The sequence below is a fragment of the Pseudomonas sp. B16(2017) genome (assembly GCF_002113205.1).
GTDB classification, from domain to species: domain Bacteria; phylum Pseudomonadota; class Gammaproteobacteria; order Pseudomonadales; family Pseudomonadaceae; genus Aquipseudomonas; species Aquipseudomonas pharyngis.
Map to the genome: position 1 here is coordinate 302,703 of NZ_NEKA01000005.1, position 22,857 is coordinate 325,559.

Sequence of the window (22,857 nt, forward strand, 5' to 3'; positions counted from 1 at the left end):
TTTTGCGCTGTACTCCCGGCCCTCTTCGCGAGCAAGCCCGCTCCCACAGGGAAATGCATTCCAATGTGGGAGCGGGCTTGCCCGCGAAGGCGCGATCCGCAACACCGAAAACGCTCCGGTTTTCCCACCCGACCAACAGCAGGAAGCAATCTCTTTTGCCTGATTGACGGCTTGTACGTAAAAGTCCAGTATGGATTTACAAGTACAAAAAACAGCCTCGTGCTTGAAGCTCCAGGCTTACCGCTTGCAGCTGCTCTTCTTCGTCTTGCCAAACCAACAACAACCCGCGAGAGAACGAACATGAAGAAATTTCCCCTCATCACCGGTCTGGCATTGAGCCTGTTGGCCTGCAGCAGCGCGTTCGCCGCCGAGAAAACCCTGCGCATCGGTATCGAAGCGGCGTATCCGCCCTTCGCCTCGAAAACCGACAAGGGTGAGATCGTCGGGTTCGACTACGACATCGGCAATGCCCTGTGCGCGCAGATGCAGGTCAAATGCGTGTGGGTCGAGGGCGAGTTCGACGGTCTGATTCCTTCCCTGAAAGTGAAGAAAATCGACATGGCGCTGTCGTCCATGACCATCAACGAAGACCGCAAGAAGTCGGTGGACTTCACCCACAAGTACTATTTCACCTCGTCGCGGCTGGTGATGAAGGAAGGCGCGAGCGTCGATGACCAGTACGCCAGCCTCAAAGGCAAGACCGTCGGCGTGCAGCGTGCAACCACCACCGACCGTTACGCCACCGAGGTGTTCGAGCCCAAGGGCATCAACGTCAAACGCTATGGCAACAACGAAGAAATCTACATGGACCTGGCGGCCGGGCGTCTCGACGCAATCTTCGCCGACACCATCCCGCTGAACGACTTCCTGTCGATGCCGCGCGGCAAGGGTTACGCCTTTGTCGGGCCTGAGCTGAAGGATCCGAAGTACGTGGGCGAGGGCGCGGGGATTGCGGTGCGCAAGGGCAACACCGAGCTGGTCAGCCAGTTGAATACCGCCATCGACGGCATTCGCGCCAGTGGCGAGTATCAGAAGATTTCCGAGAAGTACTTCAAGTCCGATATCTACGGCGACTGATAGTCCGCCATCGCTGGCAAGCCAGCTCCCACAGAGATTTTCGATATACACAAAACCTGTGGGAGCTGGCTTGCCAGCGATGAGGCCTTAACATTCACCGCAAATCTTCAGCCCTTCAATTCCTTCAAATGCTTGTACACCGTCGCCCGCCCCATGTTCAGCACATTGGCCACATAGTTCGAGGCGCTCTTGCCCTTGAATGCCCCTTCGGCGTGCAGCGCCAGCACCAGTTCGCGTTTGTGATCGCGGGTCAGCAGGTTCAGGCTCAGTTGCCGCTCGCGTAGCCAGGCGTGCAGGAAGGTGTTGATCCGCTCCTGCCAGTCATCGCGAAACAGCGAGTCCGGTTGCGGGATCAGTTTGCTCGGCGAGAGGAACAGGTCCAGCGCAGCCTTGGCGTTCTCGAACAGCGAAATATTCAGGTTGATGCACAGCACCGCCAGCGGATGCCCTTCGCTGTCACGCAGCACGGTACTCAGGCTGCGAATTTTCTGGCCGTCCCAGTTGAGCTTTTCGTACGGGCCGATGTTCCGTTCGCTGACGTCTTCGCTGAGCATGTCTTCCAGCGACGACTCATCGCCGATCACCCGTTTCGACAGGTTGTTGGCGATGTAATCGACCTTCTGCGTGCGCAGGTCGTGCAACACCACTTCGGCATGGGGAAAGAACAGCGTGGCAATGGCGTCGGCGATGGCGTGGTAGTTATCCAGCGCGGCGTCATGCAGCTCGGGCGTGTGTTCGGGGGCGGTCATAACTGTGGAGCTCCAGGCAACGTCAACGCCCCCGTGATCCGGGGGCGTTGCGAGTGTGCCGCAATCCGTCGGGCGCGTCATCCGCGCGGACGGTCAGGCCAGGCGGGCAGGCGCGAGCATGGCGGCGGTCAGGCCGAATTGCTGAAGGTGTTCGGGTAACGATTCACCACGCACCAGCGCGGCGCTGGCCTGGCCCATGGCCGGTGAGGTCTGGATACCGTAACCGCCCTGGGCCGCAACCCAGAACAGCCCCGGCACCTGCGGATCGAACCCGGACAGCAAATCGCCGTCGGCGACGAAACTGCGCAGGCCGGCCCAGGTGCGGGTCGGGCGGCGGATGGTCAGGGTCGTCGCTTCCTCGATCTGGTAAATGCCCATGGCAATGTCCAGTTCCTCGGGCTGTACGTCGTGGGGTTCGACCGGGTCGGCGTTGGCCGGCGAGCCGAGGAACATGCCGGCGTCGGGCTTCATATAGAAGGATTCGTCGAGGCTGACCAGCATCGGCCAATGGTGGATGTCGACGCCCTCCGGGCCGGCGAAAATGAACGCGGCCCGGCGTTTCGGTTGCAGGCCCAGCGGCCGGGCACCGGCCAGGGCTGCGATCTTGTCGGCCCAGGCGCCGGCGGCGTTGATCACGACGGGAGCGCTGAAGGTCTGGCCGTTGGTCTGCACTTGCCAGATGCCGTCGGCATCGCGGCTCAGGCCGAGCACTTCGCAATCGGTCTGCACCTGGCCGTTGTTGCGGCGGATACCGCGCAGATAGCCCTGATGCAGGGCGTCGGTGTCGATGTCGCTGGCGGTCGGGTCGTAGATCGCGCCATGGACTTTCTCCCGGCGCAGGATCGGCAGCCGCGCGCAGGCTTCATCCGCGCTGAGCAACTGCATCTGCGGCACCGTGGCCTTGGCGCTGAGGTATTGATTGTTCAGCTCGGCGGCGTCGCCGGTGAAGTCGACGGTCATTTCTCCGCGCGGGGTCAGCAGCGGGTGCTCGCAGAAGCCGCTGGGCGGATGGTCGAAGAATTCGCGGCTGGCCTGGGTCAGCGCCCGGACCTGTGGCGTGCCGTACGCGGCGGTAAACAATGCGGCCGAGCGCCCGGTGGAGTGATAGGCCGGGTGCGACTCGCGCTCCAGCACCACGACCTTGCCGTGCTGCGACAGCCAGAAACCGGTGGAAGCACCGGCAATCCCGCCGCCGATGATGATGAAATCTGCATGACTCATGGAGTTCTCCAGTGTGTACGCAATATCAAGGAGTTTGCTGTTCTCCATGTGGGAGCGGGCTTGCTCGCGAAGGCAGTGTGTCATTCGCTGAATAAGTTGCCTGACACGGCCTCTTCGCGAGCAAGCCCGCTCCCACAGGGGGAGGCTTGGTGTTACAGGCTCAGGTGATAAACCGCATTCGCGAGGGCGATGTCTTCCAGGCCCAGACCGATGGAGCGGAAAAACACGTGACGGTGGTAGTCGGGGCGCTGCACTTTTTCGCTGAGCAGATCCGCCAGGTCACCGAGGATCGCGCTGTGGTCCCAGCCATGTTGTTCGCTGGCGATCAGCATCTCGCCGGCCGAGCCCGGGGTGGTCAGACGATAGTCGCAGAACACCTGCATGTCGTTGAGGCTTTGCGGCGGCACTTCGTGGGCGCGCGGTGCGTTGGTGCTGATCGAGGTGATCAGCGCCGGTTTGCTCAAGGTTGCCGGGTCAATCACCGGGCCTGCGGACGAAGTGCAGAGCATGATCACGTCGGCCCCGGCGATGGCGGTTTCGCGGCTGTCGGCGATGCTCACCCGTGGATCGAGGGCGTGCAGTTGGCGGGCGGTTGCCGGGTCGTCGCTCAAGGTCGGCGAGTACACACTGATGTTCTGCCAGTCGCGCAAGGTTTTGACGTAATGCAGATGCGCCTGGGCGACCTTGCCACTGCCGATGATTGCCAGTCGCGCTGCCTTCGACGGGGCGAGGGCATCGACCGCCACGGCGGTGGTCGCAGCCGTGCGGGCGGTGGTCAGCTCGCCGGCATCGCAGAGCAGCAGCGGTTGGCCGGTGTGCATCGACATCAGCAATGTCCACGCCGTCACCAGCGGGCCTTGTTCGCGAACGATGTACGGCGAGGTCTTGACTCCGTACACGCCGTCTTCGGCCAGCACGCCGAGATAGTTGATGAAGTCCCCGGCGCCCTGGGGGAATTCCACCAGTTGCTGCGCCGGTTGCACGGCATGCCCGGCCGCCAGGTCGCGGAACAGCTTGCGCAGGATCTGTGGCACATCGATCCGGGCCAGCAGCTCGCGGGCCTGGGTTTGGTCGATCACGTAAGGCGTACTGGACATGTTGGACTCCGCAGATTGTTTCTAAACTAATTTGTCCATTATGGACTTTTATTTTTGTTGAACAATATCCGGGCGAAAAAAAAGCGCAGTCCGTTGCCGGCTGCGCTTCGCTTTATAGCGTCGCTTACTGTGGACGCTTGCGCTCAACCGCCCGCAATAGATGGGTCGGCGGCGTTTCACAGCTGATCTTGCGACCGAGCTTTTCTTCGATGGACGGCAACTGATAGGAGTCGTCCTCACCGGCGAAGCTGATCGACACGCCGTCGGCGCCAGCACGACCGGTACGGCCGATGCGGTGCACGTAGTCGTCCGGGACTTCCGGCAGGGTGAAGTTGATCACGTGGCTGATGCCGTCGATGTGGATGCCGCGACCGGCCACGTCGGTGGCAACCAGTACCCGGATCTTGCCTTCGCGGAAGCCTTCCAGCGTCTTGATCCGCTTGTGCTGCGGCACGTCGCCGGACAGTTGCGCGGCGTTGATGCCGTCACGCACCAGGCGCTCCTCGATGCGGCGCACTTCGTCCTTGCGGTTGGCGAACACGATGACTCGTTCCCAGCCGTTGTCGTTGACCAGGTTGAACAGCAGTTTGTATTTGTCGGCACCGGCCACCGCGTAGATGTGCTGCTCGACGTTCTCGTTGGCCACGTTGGTGACTTCGATTTCGACGATCGCAGGATCGGTGGTCCACTGCTTGGCGAGGTTCATCACGTCATCGGTGAAGGTCGCGGAGAACAGCAGAGTCTGACGTTCGCTTTTCGGCGGGGTCTGGCGAATGATCTGCCGGACCTGCGGGATGAAGCCCATGTCGAGCATGCGGTCGGCTTCGTCCAGCACCATCACTTCGACCATGTCCAGATGCACGTCACCGCGCTGGTTGAAGTCAAGCAGGCGGCCCGGGGTCGCGACGAGGATGTCGCAATGGCGCGCTTCGAGGTGCTTGAGCTGCTTGTCGAAGTCCATGCCGCCGACGAACGTCATGACGTTGAGGCCGGTGTACTTGGTCAGGTCGGCGGCGTCCTTGGCGATCTGCACCACCAGCTCGCGGGTCGGCGCGATGATCAGCGCCCGTGGCTCGCCCATGTAGCGCTCTTTCGGCGGCGGGGTCTGCAGCAACTGGGTGATGATCGAGATCAGGAACGCGGCGGTCTTGCCGGTGCCGGTCTGCGCGCGGCCGATGGCGTCTTTGCCGGCGAGGGTATAACCCAGCACCTGGGCCTGGATCGGTGTGCAATACGGGAAACCCAGGTCGTGGATGGCGTGCATCAGTTCCGAGGCGAGCTTGAAATCGTGGAAGCGGGTCTTGCCTTCCTGCGGCTCGACGACGAAGTCTTCGAGTTTCCAGGGAATCACCGGCGCCTTGGGCTTGGGTTCGCGACGTGGTTTGGCCGGTTTCGGTGTTTCGCTGCGGGCCGGCTCGGTAGCGGGCGCGGCAGCTGGAGCGGGTTTCGGTTCGCGTTTGGGCGTCTGGCGGTCGGCCTGGCTGGCATCGTTGCGATGACCGGGGGCGTGCGACGGCGCAGTGGGGACTGGCGCGAGCTGCTCAGCCTCGCTTTTACCGAACATTTTCTTGAGTGCTTTGAGCACGGTCATCTCATCAATTGGTTAAGGAATGTACGCCGGCCAGTGTAATGCAAGAAACGGGCGCGGCGTAGTGGGATGATCAAAGGGCGACCCCTGTCGCAATTGTCAGCGCAGGCGTTCGCTCAACCATGCGCCGATGTCGCGAATTTCTTCGGGTAACACTTCGTGCTCCATTGGGTATTCCTGCCATGTCACGGTGACACCATGGGCCTTGAGATACTCATAAGCCGTGCGTCCCATGGAGTTCTGCACCACGTTGTCGAACTGGCCGTGCAGCGCCAGCACCGGAATCCGCTGCTGGCTGGCGGACAACTCCAGTTCATCGCTGAACGTCGGCGCGTATGTCGATAGTGCCAGCACCCCGCCCAACGGCCCCTGCCATTTCAGAAACGCGGTGTGATAGACCACGGCGCCACCCTGGGAAAAACCGGCGAGAAAAATTCGCGAGGCGTCTATTCCGCTGCTTCGCTGTTCTTCGATCAATTCGATGATGCGGTCGGCGGAGGCTTCCAGCTCATCGCGGTCGATCGCCCGGGCCGGGCTCATGGCCTTGATGTCGTACCAGCTCGGCATGGCATATCCGCCATTTATCGTCACTGGACGGGTCGGCGCCTGGGGCAGGACGAAACGCGTGCTCAGCAGGCTTTCCTGAAGCGCTTCGGCCACCGGCAGAAAGTCGTAGCGGTCGGCGCCGAGGCCGTGCAGCCAGATCACGCAGGCGTCTGCGGGCTTAACAGGCTGAAGAATCAAGGGCTCGGTCATGTCTGCTCCAAAAATGTGCGGGCGCTCTCATTAAGTGCGTGGTTCGAGTGCGCGTCCGGTTGATCCGTTAAGAAGATGTCGCAAGGTTACAAGTTTTGCTATTGACCTGTCGCCGAATCGATTCCGCGACAGGTGTGGTACGGGCTTTGCTATGGAACGTTCTGTACGAAACATCCTACGCGTGGCGGTAACACTATCAGTGTATGACCCGCGACGGGATGGCAACGAATCCGGTGATGGATGTTCGCCAATGGCCGCAACGGGCTTAGCGAACGTGAAAGGGCTACCGCCCGTTCGGCCGACTGGTGAGAAGTGAGTTGTCCATGATGTGGATTGTCTCCTACTAGACTCATAGCGAAGGTCCTGCGTCGGTTGACCCCAAAAAAAGCCAACACGGGTCAACAACGCCTCAAAAGGGTGCGACTGGACTCAAGCTCCGACACAACAAGAGCAAAACTGGAGGTTTGAATGAAGATGTTGAAATCCACTCTGGCGATCGTGACTGCTGCTGCAGTACTGGGTGTCAGCGGGTTCGCTCAGGCGGGTGCAACCCTGGATGCAGTGAAGAAGAAAGGTTTCGTGCAATGTGGCGTCAGCGATGGCTTGCCAGGTTTCTCGGTTCCGGATTCCACCGGCAAGATCGTGGGTATCGATGCTGACGTCTGCCGCGCCGTGGCCGCTGCCGTGTTCGGCGATGCGACCAAGGTCAAGTTCAGTCAGTTGAACGCCAAAGAGCGTTTCACCGCGCTGCAGTCGGGCGAGATCGACATCCTGTCGCGCAACACCACCATGACCAGTTCCCGTGACGCGGGCATGGGCCTGAAATTCCCGGGCTTCATTACCTACTACGACGGTATCGGCTTCCTGGTAAACAACAAGCTGGGCGTGAAGAGTGCCAAAGAGCTGGACGGTGCAACCATCTGCATCCAGGCCGGTACCACCACCGAGCTGAACGTTTCCGACTACTTCCGCGGCAACGGTCTGAAATACACCCCGATCACTTTCGACACCTCCGATGAAAGCGCCAAGTCGCTGGAATCCGGTCGTTGCGACGTGCTGACCTCCGACAAGTCCCAGCTGTTCGCCCAGCGCAGCAAGCTGGCTTCGCCGAAGGACTACGTGGTTCTGCCGGAAACCATTTCCAAGGAACCCCTGGGCCCGGTCGTGCGTAACGGCGACGACGAGTGGCTGGCCATCGTACGTTGGGTTGGCTACGCGCTGCTGAACACTGAAGAGGCGGGCATCTCTTCGAAGAACGTCGAAGCCGAAGCCAAAGCGACCAAGAACCCGGATGTCGCTCGTATGCTCGGCGCAGACGGCGAATACGGCAAAGACCTGAAACTGCCGAAGGACTGGGTCGTTCAGATCGTCAAGCAAGTCGGCAACTACGGCGAAATCTTCGAGAAAAACCTCGGCAAGAGCACTCCGCTGGAAATCGACCGCGGCCTGAACGCGCTGTGGAACAACGGCGGCATTCAATACGCACCACCAGTGCGCTGATGGTTCTGTCACCCGGCAGGCCAACTGCCGGGTGACGTTCTGTTCCATTATTTCCGGGGCACTTCATGCAAAATTCAATCGGCGCACCAAAGCAGAGGCTCAGCCTCAGCGATCCACGAGTGCGTGCGTGGGTATTTCAGATCATCACCATCGTGGCGGTGGTCTCCCTGGGCTGGTATCTGTTCGATAACACCCAGACCAACCTGCAACACCGGGGTATCACTTCGGGGTTCGACTTTCTGGAGCGCAGTGCCGGGTTCGGCATCGCTCAACACCTGATCTCCTACACCGAAGCGGACAGTTATGCCCGGGTGTTTGTCATCGGCCTGCTCAACACGCTGCTGGTGACGTTCATTGGCGTGATCCTGGCCACGATCCTCGGCTTCATCGTCGGCGTCGCGCGCCTGTCGAAGAACTGGATCATCGCCAAACTGGCAACGGTGTACGTGGAGGTGTTCCGTAACATCCCGCCACTGCTGCAGATCCTGTTCTGGTACTTCGCGGTGTTCCTGACCATGCCGGGGCCGCGCAACAGCCACAACTTCGGCGATACCTTCTTCGTCAGCAGCCGTGGCCTGAACATGCCGGCCGCGCAAATGGCCGACGGTTTCTGGGCGTTCGTGATCAGCATCGTGGTGGCCATCATCGCCATCGTGTTGATGAGCCGCTGGGCTAACAAGCGCTTTGAAGCCACCGGCGAGCCGTTCCACAAGTTCTGGGCCGGCCTGGCGCTGTTCCTGGTGATCCCGGCGCTGTGCGCGCTGATCTTCGGTGCACCCGTGCACTGGGAAATGCCGAAGCTGCAGGGCTTCAACTTCGTCGGTGGCTGGGTGCTGATTCCGGAACTGCTGGCCTTGACCCTGGCGCTGACGGTGTACACCGCCGCGTTCATCGCCGAGATCGTGCGTTCGGGCATCAAGTCGGTCAGCCATGGCCAGACCGAGGCGGCGCATTCGCTCGGCCTGCGCAACGGCCCGACCCTGCGCAAGGTGATCATTCCGCAAGCGCTGCGGGTCATCATCCCGCCGCTGACCAGCCAATACCTGAACCTGGCGAAGAACTCCTCGCTGGCGGCCGGTATCGGTTATCCGGAAATGGTTTCGCTGTTCGCCGGCACCGTGCTGAACCAGACCGGTCAGGCGATCGAAGTCATTGCCATCACCATGAGCGTGTACCTGGCGATCAGTATCAGCATTTCCCTGCTGATGAACTGGTACAACAAGCGCATCGCGCTGATCGAGCGGTAAGGAATAGCGCATGAGTACTCATACTTTCAAACCCGACATGCCACCGCCGGCCAAGGTCTTCGGCCCGATGGCGTGGATCCGCGCGAACATGTTCTCCAGCTGGCTCAACACCCTGCTGACCCTGTTCGCGTTCTACCTGATCTATCTGGTGATTCCGCCGATCCTCAGCTGGGCGATCATCGATGCCAACTGGGTCGGCACCACCCGTGCCGACTGCACCAAGGACGGCGCCTGCTGGGTCTTCATCCAGCAGCGTTTCGGTCAGTTCATGTACGGCTACTACCCGCCGGAACTGCGCTGGCGCGTGGACCTGACCGTGTGGCTGGCGGTCATCGGCGTGGCGCCACTGTTCATCAAGCGCGTGGCGCACAAGGCGGTGTACGGCCTGAGCTTCCTGGTGGTCTACCCGATCGTTGCCTGGTGCCTGCTGCATGGCGGCGTCTTCGGCCTCGACACCGTGGCGACCAGCCAGTGGGGCGGTCTGATGCTGACCCTGGTGATCGCCACTGTCGGCATCGCCGGTGCGTTGCCGCTGGGGATTGTCCTGGCGCTGGGCCGGCGTTCGAACATGCCGGCGATCCGTGTGGTCTGCGTGACCTTCATCGAGTTCTGGCGCGGTGTGCCGTTGATCACGGTGCTGTTCATGTCCTCGGTGATGCTGCCGCTGTTCCTGCCTGAAGGCATGAACTTCGACAAGCTGCTGCGGGCGCTGATCGGCGTGATCCTGTTCCAGTCGGCGTACGTCGCCGAAGTGGTGCGTGGCGGTCTGCAAGCGATCCCCAAGGGCCAGTACGAAGCCGCGGCCGCGATGGGCCTCGGTTACTGGCGCGCCATGGGCCTGGTGATTCTGCCGCAAGCCCTGAAGCTGGTGATTCCCGGCATCGTCAACACCTTCATCGCGCTGTTCAAGGACACCAGCCTGGTGATCATCATCGGCCTTTTTGACCTGCTCAACAGCGTCAAGCAAGCCGCTGCCGATCCGAAATGGCTGGGCATGGCCACCGAAGGCTACGTGTTCGCCGCCCTGGTGTTCTGGATTTTCTGTTTTGGTATGTCGCGCTATTCCATGCACCTGGAACGCAAGCTCGACACTGGCCACAAGCGTTAGGAGTTTTTTCGATGAGCGAAGCAATCAAAAAGCCAGTGGGCCCTGAAGGCATCATTCAGATGCAGGGCGTGAACAAGTGGTACGGCCAGTTCCACGTGCTGAAAGACATCAACCTCAACGTGCGTCAGGGCGAGCGTATCGTGCTGTGCGGCCCGTCGGGTTCCGGCAAATCCACCACCATCCGCTGCCTCAACCGTCTGGAAGAGCACCAGCAGGGCCGCATCGTGGTCGATGGCGTGGAGCTGACCAACGACCTCAAACAGATCGAGGCGATCCGCCGTGAAGTCGGCATGGTGTTCCAGCACTTCAACCTGTTCCCGCACCTGACCATCCTGCAGAACTGCACCCTGGCGCCGATGTGGGTACGCAAGATGCCCAAGCGCAAGGCCGAGGAAATCGCCATGCATTACCTGGAACGCGTACGCATTCCGGAGCAGGCGCACAAGTACCCGGGGCAACTGTCCGGCGGTCAGCAACAGCGTGTGGCGATCGCCCGCGCACTGTGCATGAAACCGAAAATCATGCTGTTCGACGAACCGACCTCGGCACTCGACCCGGAGATGGTGAAAGAAGTACTCGACACCATGATCGGCCTCGCCGAAGACGGTATGACCATGCTCTGCGTAACCCACGAAATGGGCTTCGCCCGCACCGTGGCCAACCGCGTGATCTTCATGGACAAGGGCGAAATCGTCGAGCAGGCGGCACCGAACGACTTCTTCGACAATCCGCAGAATGATCGGACGAAGCTGTTCCTGAGTCAGATCCTGCATTGAGATCTGATGAATAAAATAAACCCGGCCTTGTGCCGGGTTTGTTTTTTGTGGGTCAGGAGGCGGTAAGGGCTTCTTGTTCTTTGTGCTCGGTGAACTTGAAAGCCCCTCTCAAGTCAGCCCCTTCGGCCAGGTTTCTCGCATCGGCAAGCAAGTGTGGATAGCGATCCAGCAGACGCATGAGTAGCATCAATGCTTTCGGCGGAAGTACCTCGCCGCGTTCGTATCGTGAAAATGCGTTGTGCCCGCCTCCTGAAAGCAATTGCACCGTTTCCTTTTGCGTCAGATGCAGTTTGCGGCGGATCCTTTTCATTTCGTTACCTATCATTTTTCTACAGGCGAGAACGAGTTCATCGCATGCATCCGAATAGCGCTGCCCGCACTCGTCATCCAATTCGACCTCGCCGCACTTCTTGCACTCCCAGCCCGACAAGTCGTCGATGCGACGCTCCATTCCCCTGGCGCTCAAGGTTTCGCCTCGACCTTTGAAATGCACCATGCCTTCCGGGGCGCCGCAACTGAAACACAGCTGCGTGTTCATGAATTGTTCTCCTTGAAGGAGATCACGGGTGGGCGCCTGTCGTAGTGATAGGACACCTTGATGTAAATCTCCAAACCATGTGATTGGATGTGATAGACGTCTTGCCAGATACGATGGTCGTCATAAGGCGTCATCGATTTGTACAGCATGCCGCGCTGCAGTCTGAGAACGATTTCCTGCATTTCTGCGAGACTCAGTTCGAGTGCAGTCCCAGTCTTTCTCGCCGTGTGCGTGAATGCCTTCCAACCGAGTCGCCTGACATCCGCCTTGATCACTGCCAAGTCGTAATGGGGTGTGTTCTTTTCCATAAGAAACCAAAACCCTGTCCCTGAAATTACCCTTAAAGGGTAATTTTGACTAATCGAAAATCCCGCTCCATTTGTCTCTCTCTGACCCTAGGTGGTTGCCGTCATACGCGGAGCTGACTAACATGTCAGAAAATTCATCCTATGATTGGATGAAAGGGCAAATCCTATGTCAGACATTTCTCCACTTATTAAGCGATCCCTGGTCGATCAGGCCCTGGACCAATTGCGCCAGCGCATCACCGATGGCAGCTGGCAGGTCGGTCAGCGTCTGCCGACCGAGCCTGAGCTGTGCGCAGAACTCGGCATCAGCCGCAACACCGTGCGCGAGGCGATGCGGGTATTGGCGTTCTCAGGGTTGATCGAGATTCGTCAGGGTGACGGCAGTTACCTGCGGGCGGTGGTCGATCCGATGGACACGCTCAAGGCACTGTCCAAATGCTCGCTGGATCAGGCCCGGGAAACCCGGCACATCCTTGAAGTCGAGGCCATCGGCCTGGCCGCCTTGCGTCGGACCGACGACGACCTTGTGGCTCTGCGCGAGGCACTGGGGCACGCCGGCAGTCACTACCACGGCGACCTCGACAGCTACATCGCCTGCGATCTGGTGTTCCACCGCCGTCTGGTGGACGCCGCGCACAACCCGACCCTCAGCGAGCTGTATCGCTATTTTTCCAGCATCGTCGGCGCGCAATTACGCCAGACCCTGAACATCGTCCCCCGTCGACAGGAAGTCTTCGATTTGCACGTCGCCTTGCTTGAGGCCGTCGAGCAGCGCGATCCGGAGCGGGCCAAAGCCCTGTCGAGGCAGTTGATCAATGAACCTTGAAACCGAGAAAACTATGTCCCGCCCAGAAGTCTCCCCAGCACCCGTTCGCAAGGCCGAGCTCGAAGAGTTGTTGATCGATGCCGAAGCCGATGACGAACAAGTGCAGCAAAGCCATCCGCTGGTGCGGCGTCCGTGGCTGTTGCTGCTGGGGCTGATTCTGGTGGCGTTGAACCTGCGACCGGCGCTGTCGAGCATGGCGCCGCTGCTCAGCGAGGTGTCGAGAAGCCTCGGTTTGTCCGCCGCTCAAGCGGGGTTGCTGACGACGTTGCCAGTGCTCTGCCTCGGTCTTTTCGCCCCGCTGGCCCCGGTGCTCGCGCGGCGTTTCGGTGCCGAGCGGGTGGTCTTGGGGATTCTTCTGACACTGGCCGGCGGCATTATCCTGCGCAGCAATTTCGGTGAGATCGGTCTGTTCGCCGGCAGCGTGCTGGGTGGCGCGAGCATCGGCATCATCGGCGTGTTGCTGCCGGGTATCGTCAAACGCGACTTCGCCAAACATGCCGGCACCATGACCGGTGTCTACACCATGGCCCTGTGCCTGGGCGCGGCGATGGCGGCGGGGTCAACCGTGCCACTGAGTGAGCACTTCGACCACAGCTGGGCCATGGGCCTGGGCTTCTGGGTGATTCCGGCGCTGGTTGCCGCGGTTTTCTGGCTGCCGCAAATCGGCCAGAAGCACGGTGCGCACAACGTTGCCTACCGGGTACGCGGTCTGCTGCGGGATCCGCTGGCCTGGCAGGTGACCTTGTACATGGGTCTGCAATCGTCGTTGGCCTACATCGTGTTCGGCTGGTTGCCGTCGATCCTCATCGGTCGCGGGCTGACGCCAACCCAGGCCGGTCTGGTGCTGTCCGGTTCGGTGATCATCCAGCTCGCCAGCTCCCTGGCGGCACCGTGGCTGGCCACCCGCGGCAAGGATCAGCGGCTGGCGATCGTGGTGGTAATGGCGCTGACCCTTGGCGGCCTGTTCGGTTGCCTCTACGCGCCGATCGAAGGCCTTTGGGGCTGGGCGATCCTCCTGGGCCTGGGGCAGGGCGGTACGTTCAGCCTGGCGCTGACCCTGATCGTGCTGCGCTCGCGGGATTCCCACGTGGCGGCGAACCTGTCGAGCATGTCCCAGGGCTTTGGCTACACCCTCGCGTCGATGGGGCCATTCGCGGTCGGCGTGGTGCACGACTGGACCGGCGGCTGGAACGCCGTGGGCTGGATCTTCGGTATCATCGGTGCCGGGGCGATCCTCGCCGGCCTCGGTGCCGGTCGCGCGCTGTACGTGCAGGTGACAAGCGAAAAGGTCTGACGCGCACACATTGTCGGTATTCCGAATGCGAATGCCGATAGTGTTTCGGGCGTTTGCGGATTATCGTGCTGGCAATCTGTACATTTCCTGGAGATTGCCCATGAGTGAAGAAGCCCACAGCGCCCTGATCACCCGTTTCTACCAGGCTTTCCAGCGCCTCGACGCCGAGGCCATGGCCGCCTGCTACACCGACGACGTGGTATTCAGCGATCCGGCCTTCGGCGAGCTGCGCGGGCGCGATGCCGGCGACATGTGGCGTATGCTCACCACCCGCGCCAAGGACTTCTCCCTGACCTTCGACAACGTCCGCGCCGACGAACGCAGCGGCGGTGCCCACTGGGTGGCGACCTACCTGTTCAGCCAGACCGGCAACGTTGTGATCAACGACATCCAGGCACGCTTCGTCTTCCGCGACGGCAAGATCTGCGAACACCACGACCACTTCGATCTGTGGCGCTGGTCGCGTCAGGCGCTGGGCTTCAAGGGCCTGCTGCTGGGCTGGACGCCACTGGTGCGCAACGCCGTCCGCGCCCAGGCGCTGAAAGGGCTGAAGGCATTTCAGGCGAGTCGCTGATAAGATCGCGGCCTGTTTTCCTTACGCCTGAATTGCCCCGTGACCAGCCTCAGCGAAAATCCTCCCGATGCCGACGTTCCAGTGAGCAAGTCCTGGTTCGTCTACCTCGTACGCGCCGCCAACGGCTCGCTGTACTGCGGGATCAGCAATGATCCCGTTCGCCGTTTTGCCAAGCACCAGAGCGGCAAGGGCGCGCGGTTCTTTCTCTCAAGCCCGGCGATGGCGCTGGTCTACACCGAGCGTTGTCGCGACAAAAGTGATGCGTTGCGCCAGGAGCGGTTGATCAAGAAGCTCAGGAAGAGTGCGAAGGAATGTCTGGTGGCGTCTTATCGGCCTGATTGAATAAGCCCTCGAACCTTGTAGATATCCCTTCCGTAGATTCGGCACGTTGCATAAACAACAGGCAAGAAAAAACCGCCCTTGTAGGCGGTTTTTTCTGTAAACCTCGGTTTGCGGCCGGGGTTTACCGCATCTCACTGGATACACTGGCGCAGGCCAAGAGTATTCGTCTTTACGTCACCAGGCAAGCCTTGAAACACCCATTCCAGAGAATGCGATTTTGAGCTCATTTGTTTAAATGACGGTATAGCAATCCGATTACTATTCGTCCGCTCGCATGCCAATGCAGCTTTGAGGTCTGACTGATCGACGTAACGGTTTCATGCCCTCTGACATGGGGTTGCTCCCGTGCCGGAATGATTTTTCAGGGGGATCACAACCGGCCGCCTCATTGGGTACATTGGCGTGTATTCCGAAGGCGTACGTGGTCCGGTAAGCACGCTGGAGGTTTGGCCCTCAACCGGAGGCCAAAACGTATGAAGCTTTTGCTGCGTACTCTGAGCCTCGTATGGAGGTCGTTCAAAGCGTTTCGCTTTTTACGAGTTCCTGCGAGATCACTTCGATGACCTGATGTAAGGTACTTGATGTGGAAAGCCGTCTCAGCCTTGGCTGAGGCGGCTTTTTAGTGCCTTATCAACCTGACTGATCAGTTCCCATCAGCCGGATCCGTAGGCTGCGAACGAATTGCACGCTAAGCTGCGGGCTCATTTTCTGTGCGGCGGAGCCGAGCATGTCCGAGTTGATTCTGCATCATTACCCGACCTCTCCATTCGCCGAAAAGGCCCGGCTGCTGTTGGGTTTCAAGGGCTTGTCCTGGCGCTCGGTGCACATCTCGCCGGTGATGCCGAAACCGGACCTGACTGCCCTGACCGGTGGCTACCGCAAGACCCCGGTGCTGCAGATCGGCGCCGATATCTACTGCGACACCGCGCTGATCGCCCGCCGCCTCGAGCAGGAAAAGGCCCAGCCTTCGTTCTTCCCGGAAGGCCAGGAGATGATCGCCGCCAGTTTCGCCGCCTGGGCCGATTCGGTGGTGTTCCAGCATGCGGTGAGCCTGGTGTTCCAGCCGGAATCGGTGGCAGTGCGTTTCGGCAAGTTGCCGCCGGAAGCGATCAAGGCGTTCCTCGCCGATCGTGCCGGACTGTTCAGCGGCGGCAGCGCGACCAAGCTTTCAGCCGAACAGGCCAGGCACAATTGGCCGCCCCTCATGGCGCGTCTGGAGCAGCAGTTGCAGCGTGAAGACGGTGACTTCCTGTTCGGTGAGCCGTCGATTGCCGACTTCGCCATGGCCCATCCGCTGTGGTTTCTCAAGGCCACGCACGTGACGGCGCCGTTGGTGGATGCTTATCCGGCGGTGTCGGCGTGGCTGGGGCGTGTGCTCGGTTTTGGCCATGGCGCGGCCAGCGAGATGAGTTCGGAGGAAGCACTGGAGATCGCGCGTAGCTCTAAGCCCGTAGCGTTGCCGGATGAGGTGTTCACTGATCCGAACGGGTTCGTGGCAGGTCAACAGGTGCTGATCGCAGCGACAGACTACGGTGTTGATCCGGTGGCCGGTGAGCTGGTGTTTGCCGGTCGCGAGGAGCTGATCCTGCGCCGTGAAGACGAACGTGGCGGGGTGGTGCATGTGCACTTCCCGCGTTTCGGTTTCCGAATCGAGAAACGCTGAAACAACCGAGGGAGCCGATTGGCTCCCTCGTTCATTTCAGTGCAGCGAGAATTTCGTCGGGATCAAACCCGCGAATCAACGTGCCGTTGACGTCGATCAGCGGAATCCCGCGTCCGCCCAGCGCTTCGTACGCCTTGCGTGCCTCGGTATCCTTCTCGATATCGAATTCCTTGAACGCAATGCCTTTCTGATCGAGAAAGCGCTTGGTCTGCTTGCAGTAGCCGCACCAGTCTGTGGCGTACAGCACGACCTTGGCGTTGGCGCGGACCTGCTCGGACGCCATCTGCGACGGGTTGAACACCCGCTCGATCTTGCCCCAGTTCTGATAGACCACAACCACCAGCAGAACCAGCGCAACCTTTTTCAGCACATTGCCGAGCATCAGTTGCGACGCTTCAACTGATCGGTGAGCGAGGTCGGCAGGCCTTTGATGACCAGGGTCCCGGCTTCTTCGTCGTATTCGATCTTCGAGCCCAGCAGGTGCGCTTCAAAGCTGATCGACAGGCCTTCGGCGCGACCGGTGAAGCGACGGAACTGATTGAGCGTGCGCTTATCCGCCGGGATCTCCGGCGACAGGCCGTAGTCCTTGTTGCGGATGTGATCGTAGAAGGCCTTCGGGCGTTCTTCGTCGATCAGCTCCGAGAGTTCTTCCAGGCCCATCGGCTCGCCGAGCTTGGCCTGGCTGCTGGCGTAGTCGACCAGGGTCTTGGTCTTCTCGCGGGCGGAATCTTCCGGCAGGTCTTCGCTCTCGACGAAGTCGCTGAAGGCCTTGAGCAGGGTGCGGGTCTCGCCCGGGCCGTCGACCCCTTCCTGGCAGCCGATGAAGTCGCGGAAGTACTCCGAGACCTTCTTGCCGTTCTTGCCCTTGATGAACGAGATGTACTGCTTGGACTGCTTGTTGTTCTGCCACTCGGAAACGTTGATCCGCGCCGCCAGGTGCAGTTGACCGAGATCGAGGTGGCGCGAAGGCGTCACATCCAGTTCATCGGTCACCGCCACGCCTTCGCTGTGGTGCAGCAGGGCGATGGCCAGGTAATCGGTCATGCCTTGCTGATAGTGGGCGAACAACACGTGGCCGCCGACCGACAGGTTCGATTCTTCCATCAGCTTTTGCAGGTGCTCGACCGCGACCTTGCTGAACGCGGTGAAGTCCTTGCCGCCTTCCATGTATTCCTTCAGCCAGCCGCTGAACGGGAATGCACCGGACTCCGGATGGAACAGCCCCCAGGCTTTGCCCTGTTTGGCGTTATAGCTCTCGTTGAGATCGGCGAGCATGTTCTCGATGGCTGCGGACTCAGCCAGTTCGGAGTCACGGGCGTGCAGGACTGCGGGTGTGCCGTCGGGTTTTTTGTCGATCAAATGGACGATGCAATGACGGATCGGCATAGGCTTCTCGGCTGGTGGAAGGGAGGAGGGCGGGCTCCCCCGAAAAAGCGCCCAGTGTACCGCAACCACTGGATTTGGCGCGGGGTGAAGGGCAAATCCGGGTCACCCGGCGGCCCTTATGCATTTATTTACCGATTTAGCGCAATAAACCTGACCATTTGGCTAGCTAGAGGCGGATATTTCCTTGTCTCTGTGCTAGTTTTGCCCGGTCTTGTGCGAAGTCACCGCGACAAGCATGCATTCAGCTTTTGTCAGGTCGAACCAAACCTTGATTTCGGCATCTATAACCCCGACTCGTCGTGGTTATCGCCGAGGGTGCCAGATCCAGAAGATCGGGCTCGATGGCTGACACTGCACTCTGCAATCCATATGAATTTGATAGGGAAGGAACACTACATGGCTCTTACTAAAGACCAACTGATCGCCGACATCGCTGAAGCTATCGACGCGCCGAAAACCACCGCGCGTGCCGCTCTGGACCAACTGGGCCAAATCGTTGCCGATCAGCTGGAAAACGGTGCCGAAATCACTTTGCCAGGTATCGGCAAGCTGAAAGTGACCGAGCGTCCTGCCCGCACTGGCCGTAACCCATCGACTGGCGCTGCCATCGAAATCCCTGCCAAGAAAGTGATCAAGCTGGTTGTGGCCAAAGGCCTGACCGACGCTGTGAACAAGTAAGACGCAGCGATAAAAAAACCGTGCGCCGGAGTGATCCGGGCACGGTTTTTTTATGTCTGCGATTCAGTGACTGCTGAATCGCGCGGACGAATTCAGCTCTTGCGCACCCAGCGTTCGCGCCGCCAGATCTGCTGCTCGGACTTGGTCTGGAAGGTCCAGGCGACGAAGCGACTCTGTTTCTGCCCTTGGGACATTTCCACCACCTGGCTTTCCAGCGCACCGGCCTTCTTCAGCGCGGTTTCGATGGCAGGCAGGTTCGAAGCTTTCGAGACCAGGGTGCTGAACCACAACACCTTGTGCGCAAAGTTCGCGCTTTCGGCGATCAGTTGCGTCACGAAACGCGCTTCGCCGCCTTCACACCACAATTCGGCCGACTGACCGCCGAAGTTCAGCACCGGCAATTTGCGCTTCGGGTCGGCCTTGCCCAAGGCGCGCCATTTACGCTCGCTGCCCTTGGTGGCTTCTTCCATCGAGGCGTGGAACGGCGGGTTGCACATGGTCAGGTCAAAGCGCTCGCCAGGCTCCAGCAGGCCGATCAGGATGTGCTTGCGGTTCTCCTGCTGGCGCAGCTGGATGACCTTGTTCAGGTCGTTGGACTGGACGATAGCCTTGGCGGCGGCCACGGCGGTCGGATCGATCTCAGAGCCGAGGAAGTGCCAGCGATATTCGCTGTTACCGATCAGCGGATACACGCAGTTGGCGCCCATGCCGATATCCAGCACATTGACGATGGCGCCGCGCGGAACCACACCGTCGTTGTTGCTGGCTAAGAGGTCAGCCAGGAAGTGGATGTAGTCGGCACGGCCCGGCACCGGTGGGCACAGATAATCGGCCGGGATGTCCCAATGCTGGATGCCGTAGAACGACTTGAGCAGCGCCCGGTTGAACACACGCACTGCATCGGGACTGGCGAAGTCGATGCTTTCCTTGCCGTACGGGTTGATGATCACGAACTTCGCCAGTTCTGGCGTGGTCTTGATCAGCGCCGGGAAGTCGTAACGACCCTGATGGCGATTGCGCGGGTGAAGGCTGGCTTCTTTACGCGGTTCCACGGGCTTGGCCGGGGTGGCGGAGTCAGGCTTCTTGCGCGCAGGTTTCGGTGTACGTGGGGCGTTCATGGGCGTGGTCGATTCGGGTAGGGCTGAAAGTGGCGGCCATTGTCCCACAGGGAGCCGTGTTGTTGGCCGGAAAAGTGCCGGGCACAAAAAAGGGAGGCCGTTGCGGGCCTCCCTTTTTCAGTGCGATTTGCCGTTACAGGCTGGCAATCCGCGCGTGCTGCTCGGCCAGCTTGGCCAGAGCCTGTTCGGCTTCGGCCAGTTTGGCGCGTTCCTTCTCGATGACTTCGGCCGGGGCCTTGTCAACGAAACCGGCGTTGGACAGCTTGCCGCCAACGCGCTGGACTTCGCCCTGCAGACGCAGGATTTCCTTGTCCAGACGCGCCAGCTCGGCGTTCTTGTCGATCAGACCGGCCATCGGCACCAGCACTTCCATCTCGCCGACCAGTGCGGTGGCGGACAGCGGCGCTTCTTCGCCGGCGGCCAGTACGGTGATCGATTCCAGACGCGCCAGCTTCTTCAGCAGCGCTTCGTTTTCGGTCAGGCGACGCTGGTCTTCAGCGCTGACGTTCTTCAGGTAGATCGGCAGTGGCTTGCCCGGGCCGATGTTCATTTCGCCACGGATGTTACGCGTGCCGAGCATCAGGCCCTTGAGCCATTCGATGTCGTCTTCGGCCGCCGGATCGATGCGCTCTTCGTTGGCCACCGGCCAAGGTTGCAGCATGATCGTCTTGCCCTGAATGCCGGCCAGCGGCGCGATGCGCTGCCAGATCTCTTCAGTGATGAACGGCATAAACGGATGCGCCAGGCGCAGCGCCACTTCCAGTACCCGAACAAGCGTGCGGCGGGTACCGCGCTGACGCTCGACCGGCGCGTTTTCGTCCCACAGCACTGGCTTGGACAGTTCCAGGTACCAGTCGCAGTACTGGTTCCAGATGAACTCGTACAAGGCTTGCGCCGCCAGGTCGAAACGGAACTGATCCAGTTGACGGGTCACTTCGGCTTCGGTGCGTTGCAGTTGCGAGATGATCCAGCGATCCGCCAGCGACAGCTCGTAGGCTTCGCCGTTCTGGCCGCAGTCTTCGCCCTTGTCCAGAACATAACGCGCGGCGTTCCAGATTTTGTTGCAGAAGTTGCGATAGCCTTCGACGCGGCCCATGTCGAACTTGATGTCGCGACCGGTCGAGGCCAGCGAGCAGAAGGTGAAGCGCAGGGCGTCGGTGCCGTAGCTGGCGATGCCGTCGGCGAACTCGTCGCGGGTCTGCTTCTCGATCTTCTTCGCCAGTTTCGGCTGCATCAGACCGGAAGTGCGTTTCTGCACCAGGGTTTCGAGCTCGATACCGTCGATGATGTCCAGCGGGTCCAGGACGTTGCCCTTGGACTTGGACATCTTCTGACCCTGGCCATCACGTACCAGACCGTGCACGTAAACGGTCTTGAACGGAACCTGCGGCGTACCGTCCTCGTTCTTGATCAGGTGCATCGTCAGCATGATCATCCGGGCAACCCAGAAGAAAATGATGTCGAAACCGGTGACCAGCACGTCGGTGGAGTGGAATTTCTTCAGGAACTCGGTCTTTTCCGGCCAGCCCAGGGTGGAGAAGGTCCACAGGCCCGAACTGAACCAGGTGTCGAGAACGTCGTTGTCCTGTTGCAGCGCAACGTCCGGAGCGAGGTTGTGCTTGGCGCGCACTTCGGCTTCGTCGCGACCGACGTAGACCTTGCCCGACTCGTCGTACCATGCCGGGATCCGGTGGCCCCACCACAGCTGACGGCTGATGCACCAGTCCTGGATGTCGCGCATCCACGAGAAGTACATGTTTTCGTACTGCTTCGGCACGAACTGGATACGGCCGTCTTCAACGGCAGCAATCGCAGGCTCGGCCAGCGGTTTGGTGGACACGTACCACTGGTCGGTCAACCACGGCTCGATCACGGTGCCGGAACGGTCGCCTTTCGGCACTTTCAGGTTGTGGTCGTCGACGCTGACCAGCAGGCCGGCGGCGTCGAACGCGGCAACGATCTGCTTGCGCGCTTCGAAACGCTCGAGACCGGCGTACTCGGCCGGAATCTTGCCGTCGATGCTGTCGTTCAGCGTGCCGTCGAGGTTGAACACCTGCGCTGCCGGCAGCACGTTGGCGTTCTTGTCGAAGATGTTCAGCAGCGGCAGGTTGTGGCGCTTGCCGACTTCGTAGTCGTTGAAATCGTGGGCCGGGGTGATTTTCACGCAACCGGTGCCGAATTCAGGATCGCAGTAATCGTCGGCGATGATCGGAATGCGGCGGCCGACCAGCGGCAGCTCGACAAATTTGCCGATCAGGGCTTTGTAGCGCTCGTCGTTCGGGTTCACCGCGACGGCGGAGTCGCCGAGCATGGTTTCCGGACGGGTGGTCGCGACGATCAGGAAATCGTTGCCTTCAGCGGTTTTCGCGCCGTCGGCCAGCGGATACTTCAGGTTCCACAGGAAACCTTTCTCGTCGTGGTTTTCCACTTCGAGGTCGGAAATCGCCGTGTGCAGTTTGGTGTCCCAGTTGACCAGACGCTTGCCGCGATAGATCAGACCGTCTTCGTGCAGGCGCACGAAGGCTTCCTTAACGGCTTCCGAGAGGCCGTCGTCCATGGTGAAGCGCTCGCGGCTCCAGTCCACGGACGAGCCGAGACGGCGGATCTGACGGCTGATGTTGCCGCCGGACTGATCCTTCCATTCCCAGACTTTCTCGAGGAATTTTTCGCGGCCCAGATCGTGGCGATTCTGGCCCTGGGCTTCGAGTTGACGCTCCACCAGCATCTGCGTGGCGATACCGGCGTGGTCGGTACCCGGCTGCCACAGGGTGTTGCGACCCTGCATGCGGCGGAAACGGATCAGGGCGTCCATGATCGCGTTGTTGAAACCGTGTCCCATGTGCAGGCTGCCGGTGACGTTCGGCGGCGGGATCATGATGGTGTAGGAGTCGCCCGCGCCTTGCGGGGCGAAGTAGTTCTCGGACTCCCAGGTGTTGTACCAGGAAGTTTCAATGGCGTGCGGCTGGTAGGTCTTATCCATGCGCGGCGGGACCCTATTGGCATTTATTCAG

22 protein-coding genes are annotated in these 22,857 nt (G+C 60.5%); 11 read left to right on the plus strand and 11 right to left on the minus strand.

What is annotated here, in order from left to right:
* Positions 1–300: 300 nt before the first annotated feature.
* Positions 301–1,077: an ABC transporter substrate-binding protein gene (locus CAG25_RS11070; protein ID WP_085611408.1), complete on the plus strand. Its 777-nt coding sequence runs from the start codon at positions 301–303 to the stop codon at positions 1,075–1,077.
* Positions 1,078–1,184: 107 nt separating this feature from the next.
* Here the strand turns inward: CAG25_RS11070 and CAG25_RS11075 are convergent, their stop codons facing one another.
* The 5 genes from CAG25_RS11075 to CAG25_RS11095 form a co-directional block, all read right to left on the minus strand.
* Positions 1,185–1,826, minus strand: a complete 642-nt coding sequence (locus CAG25_RS11075) for a transcriptional regulator (RefSeq protein WP_064593544.1) — start codon at positions 1,824–1,826, stop codon at positions 1,185–1,187.
* Positions 1,827–1,919: 93 nt separating this feature from the next.
* Positions 1,920–3,047, minus strand: a complete 1,128-nt coding sequence (locus CAG25_RS11080; RefSeq protein WP_085611409.1) for an FAD-binding oxidoreductase — start codon at positions 3,045–3,047, stop codon at positions 1,920–1,922.
* Between the two features lie 152 nt (positions 3,048–3,199).
* Positions 3,200–4,144 (minus strand): ornithine cyclodeaminase family protein, encoded by a 945-nt coding sequence (locus CAG25_RS11085; RefSeq protein ID WP_085611410.1) that lies wholly within the window; start codon positions 4,142–4,144, stop codon positions 3,200–3,202.
* A gap of 124 nt (positions 4,145–4,268) precedes the next feature.
* On the minus strand, positions 4,269–5,735 hold the full coding sequence (gene rhlB / locus CAG25_RS11090; protein WP_085611411.1) for an ATP-dependent RNA helicase RhlB: 1,467 nt from the start codon (positions 5,733–5,735) through the stop codon (positions 4,269–4,271).
* A gap of 96 nt (positions 5,736–5,831) precedes the next feature.
* Positions 5,832–6,488 carry an alpha/beta hydrolase gene (locus tag CAG25_RS11095; protein ID WP_064593550.1) on the minus strand — a complete coding sequence of 219 codons (657 nt, stop codon included), beginning with the start codon at positions 6,486–6,488 and terminating at the stop codon, positions 5,832–5,834.
* A gap of 468 nt (positions 6,489–6,956) precedes the next feature.
* On the opposite strand from CAG25_RS11095, the gene CAG25_RS11100 reads away from it, so the two are divergent.
* The 4 genes from CAG25_RS11100 (at position 6,957) to CAG25_RS11115 (ending at position 11,119) form a co-directional block, all read left to right on the plus strand.
* Entirely contained in the window at positions 6,957–7,988 is a 1,032-nt protein-coding gene (locus CAG25_RS11100; RefSeq protein WP_007957332.1) for an amino acid ABC transporter substrate-binding protein, read from the plus strand.
* 65 nt (positions 7,989–8,053) lie between these two features.
* Positions 8,054–9,235 carry an amino acid ABC transporter permease gene (locus CAG25_RS11105; protein ID WP_085611412.1) on the plus strand — a complete coding sequence of 394 codons (1,182 nt, stop codon included), beginning with the start codon at positions 8,054–8,056 and terminating at the stop codon, positions 9,233–9,235.
* A gap of 10 nt (positions 9,236–9,245) precedes the next feature.
* Positions 9,246–10,343, plus strand: coding sequence for an amino acid ABC transporter permease (locus tag CAG25_RS11110; protein WP_007957335.1), 1,098 nt, complete (start codon positions 9,246–9,248; stop codon positions 10,341–10,343).
* An 11-nt stretch (positions 10,344–10,354) separates the two neighbouring features.
* Entirely contained in the window at positions 10,355–11,119 is a 765-nt protein-coding gene (locus CAG25_RS11115) for an amino acid ABC transporter ATP-binding protein (protein ID WP_007957337.1), read from the plus strand.
* Positions 11,120–11,171: 52 nt separating this feature from the next.
* Here CAG25_RS11115 and CAG25_RS11120 read toward each other — a convergent pair whose 3' ends face one another.
* Positions 11,172–11,657, minus strand: a complete 486-nt coding sequence (locus CAG25_RS11120; RefSeq protein WP_085611413.1) for a type II TA system antitoxin MqsA family protein — start codon at positions 11,655–11,657, stop codon at positions 11,172–11,174.
* A complete protein-coding gene (locus tag CAG25_RS11125) occupies positions 11,654–11,965 on the minus strand; it encodes a type II toxin-antitoxin system MqsR family toxin (protein ID WP_085611414.1) in 312 nt (103 codons plus the stop codon). Before CAG25_RS11125 ends, CAG25_RS11120 begins: the two co-directional genes overlap by 4 nt.
* A 166-nt stretch (positions 11,966–12,131) precedes the next feature.
* Between CAG25_RS11125 and CAG25_RS11130 the strand changes: the two genes are divergently transcribed.
* From CAG25_RS11130 to CAG25_RS11150, 5 genes are all read left to right on the plus strand, one after another.
* Positions 12,132–12,791 (plus strand): FadR/GntR family transcriptional regulator, encoded by a 660-nt coding sequence (locus CAG25_RS11130; RefSeq protein WP_085611415.1) that lies wholly within the window; start codon positions 12,132–12,134, stop codon positions 12,789–12,791.
* Positions 12,781–14,085 (plus strand): CynX/NimT family MFS transporter, encoded by a 1,305-nt coding sequence (locus tag CAG25_RS11135; protein ID WP_085611416.1) that lies wholly within the window; start codon positions 12,781–12,783, stop codon positions 14,083–14,085. The genes CAG25_RS11130 and CAG25_RS11135 overlap by 11 nt, the downstream gene beginning before the upstream one ends.
* Positions 14,086–14,185: 100 nt before the next feature.
* Positions 14,186–14,659: a nuclear transport factor 2 family protein gene (locus CAG25_RS11140; RefSeq protein ID WP_064593559.1), complete on the plus strand. Its 474-nt coding sequence runs from the start codon at positions 14,186–14,188 to the stop codon at positions 14,657–14,659.
* A 39-nt stretch (positions 14,660–14,698) separates the two neighbouring features.
* Complete coding sequence (locus CAG25_RS11145; RefSeq protein ID WP_085611417.1) at positions 14,699–15,001, plus strand: GIY-YIG nuclease family protein; 303 nt, start codon at positions 14,699–14,701, stop codon at positions 14,999–15,001.
* A 727-nt stretch (positions 15,002–15,728) separates the two neighbouring features.
* On the plus strand, positions 15,729–16,664 hold the full coding sequence (locus CAG25_RS11150) for a glutathione S-transferase family protein (protein WP_085611418.1): 936 nt from the start codon (positions 15,729–15,731) through the stop codon (positions 16,662–16,664).
* 31 nt (positions 16,665–16,695) lie between these two features.
* On the opposite strand, the gene CAG25_RS11155 is transcribed toward CAG25_RS11150, so the two are convergent.
* Together CAG25_RS11155 and yejK are read right to left on the minus strand one after the other, a co-directional pair.
* Positions 16,696–17,046, minus strand: coding sequence for a glutaredoxin family protein (locus tag CAG25_RS11155; protein WP_085611419.1), 351 nt, complete (start codon positions 17,044–17,046; stop codon positions 16,696–16,698).
* Positions 17,046–18,050, minus strand: coding sequence for a nucleoid-associated protein YejK (yejK, locus tag CAG25_RS11160; RefSeq protein WP_039769496.1), 1,005 nt, complete (start codon positions 18,048–18,050; stop codon positions 17,046–17,048). The genes CAG25_RS11155 and yejK overlap by 1 nt, the downstream gene beginning before the upstream one ends.
* 396 nt (positions 18,051–18,446) lie before the next feature.
* On the opposite strand from yejK, the gene CAG25_RS11165 reads away from it, so the two are divergent.
* On the plus strand, positions 18,447–18,728 hold the full coding sequence (locus tag CAG25_RS11165) for an HU family DNA-binding protein (RefSeq protein WP_007957357.1): 282 nt from the start codon (positions 18,447–18,449) through the stop codon (positions 18,726–18,728).
* Between the two features lie 92 nt (positions 18,729–18,820).
* Here the strand turns inward: CAG25_RS11165 and rlmF are convergent, their stop codons facing one another.
* Together rlmF and CAG25_RS11175 are read right to left on the minus strand one after the other, a co-directional pair.
* The gene (gene rlmF / locus CAG25_RS11170) at positions 18,821–19,846 is read right to left on the minus strand and encodes a 23S rRNA (adenine(1618)-N(6))-methyltransferase RlmF (protein ID WP_085611420.1); all 1,026 of its coding nucleotides are present in this window, start codon (positions 19,844–19,846) and stop codon (positions 18,821–18,823) included.
* A gap of 133 nt (positions 19,847–19,979) precedes the next feature.
* Complete coding sequence (locus CAG25_RS11175; RefSeq protein WP_085611421.1) at positions 19,980–22,826, minus strand: valine--tRNA ligase; 2,847 nt, start codon at positions 22,824–22,826, stop codon at positions 19,980–19,982.
* Positions 22,827–22,857 lie beyond the last annotated feature (31 nt).